At 58.7% G+C, this 1,497-nt stretch carries 1 protein-coding gene and 1 pseudogene; one reads left to right on the forward strand and one right to left on the reverse strand.

Going from position 1 to position 1,497, the window contains the following annotated elements:
- Positions 1 to 1,042 (forward strand): tetratricopeptide repeat protein (locus tag EOA86_RS34285; RefSeq protein WP_128345563.1); only part of this gene is annotated, 1,042 nt, incomplete at its 5' end.
- Positions 1,043 to 1,181: 139 nt separating this feature from the next.
- Here the strand turns inward: EOA86_RS34285 and EOA86_RS34290 are convergent.
- Positions 1,182 to 1,497, reverse strand: a pseudogene (locus tag EOA86_RS34290) (peptide ABC transporter substrate-binding protein); the annotation flags it as partial.

The raw sequence follows: 1,497 nt of genomic DNA on the forward strand, positions 1-1,497 counted from the left end.
GGAAGAGGGTTGTATCCTTTATCTCCGTTACACCGCAAAGGACACAGCTGCCGCCATTACTTCCTTGAAAAAAGCAACCGAATTTGATCCCGAATATGGGCGCGCTTATGCCGCCCTGGCGCTGGCCTACTTCCGCGTCGTTGAGTCACTCTGGGGTAAAGAACTCGGTAGGGACGAACCATATTTCTGGTGGGGAGCTCACGATTACGCAGAGCTGGCCAAGAAATATCCAACGTCACTGTCTTATACAGTCGAGGCATTGCGGGACGTTTTTCAAGGCCTGGCCGAAGACGCACGCAGGAATGCCGGTCGAGCGATTGCATTGGACCCCAACGACCCCGAGGCACATATCGCAACGGCTTGGGCGCTGACGATCTCAGGCGAACCTGCAGAGGCGCTGAATTTCGTCGCGACCGCCATGCGGCTCAACCCGAACTATCCAAGCCACTACGTTCTCGCGCGTGGATTGGCGCTTTTTGCAATGGGCGATCTGAAACAAGCGGCTGACGTGTTCGGAGAAGGCGTCAGGCGAAACCCAGACGCAACTGCGCTCTTTCTACCTTTCAGTTCCGTGCTGGCGCAGCTCGGTCGCCGGGAAGAAGCGAGACAAATACTCCTGAAGTTCCGACCGGGTTTAGACCAGAAAGGGCTCGAAAACCTTCCCGACACCTTACACCTCTCGTTCAAATGGGATTATGAACACGCAAGCGTCCGGGAGCGCCTGAACGACGGTGTCCGTATCGCTGCGCTGCCGCTGGACGTCACCGTGACGAGCCTGGAAGCGGAGCTTGAGACCGGCAATCCCTTTTCCCAGCAGTATGCAGCAAAGCGACTGGGCTGGTTTGGACCAGCGGCATTACAAGCCGTTCCGGCTTTGGTTGAAGCGCTCAAGATTGAGTATCTCCGCCGGGAGGCCATCGAGGCGCTGGGCAAGATCGGGCCTCCGGCACAAGCTGCGATACCTGCGCTCGTGGCACTCCAGAATGAAGCTCTGGTTGGCATTTACGCAAAGGACGCGTTGTCCAAGATCAGAGGCAATTGATGGACCCTGGACGCGCGCCACGGATTTCCGCTTGTGGCCCAACTCCGACCTGCTGCGATGTCCGCTCCGAAGCCGCTGTTGGGGGACAAGGAGACATCAAACGCGTCCGGTCCGCCATCCCAGTTTATGAGTACGCGGCCTAGGCGAACCACCAGCGTTCGGCGATCTTCTGCCCGTCCATCGGCCAGTTCGAGGCCACCTCGCCATGGGCGAGAGCCGTGGTGTGGGCATCGACATAGGAGTTGAAGACCAGGTTCACCAGCCCGCCGTCGTCATGCAGCAATTGCTGCATTTCGGCATACATGCCGGCACGCTTGGTATCGTCGGTCTCCGAGCGGGCGGCGACGAGCAGCTCATTAAAGCGCGGATTTTTCCAGAACGTTTCGTTCCACACCGCTTCCGCCGCATAGGCGGTGGTGAACATCCAGTCGCACGTCGGCCGGCCGGCCCAGTAA

The sequence above is a fragment of the Mesorhizobium sp. M5C.F.Ca.IN.020.32.2.1 genome, from assembly GCF_004023105.1.
Taxonomy (GTDB): Bacteria; Pseudomonadota; Alphaproteobacteria; order Rhizobiales; family Rhizobiaceae; genus Mesorhizobium; species Mesorhizobium wenxiniae.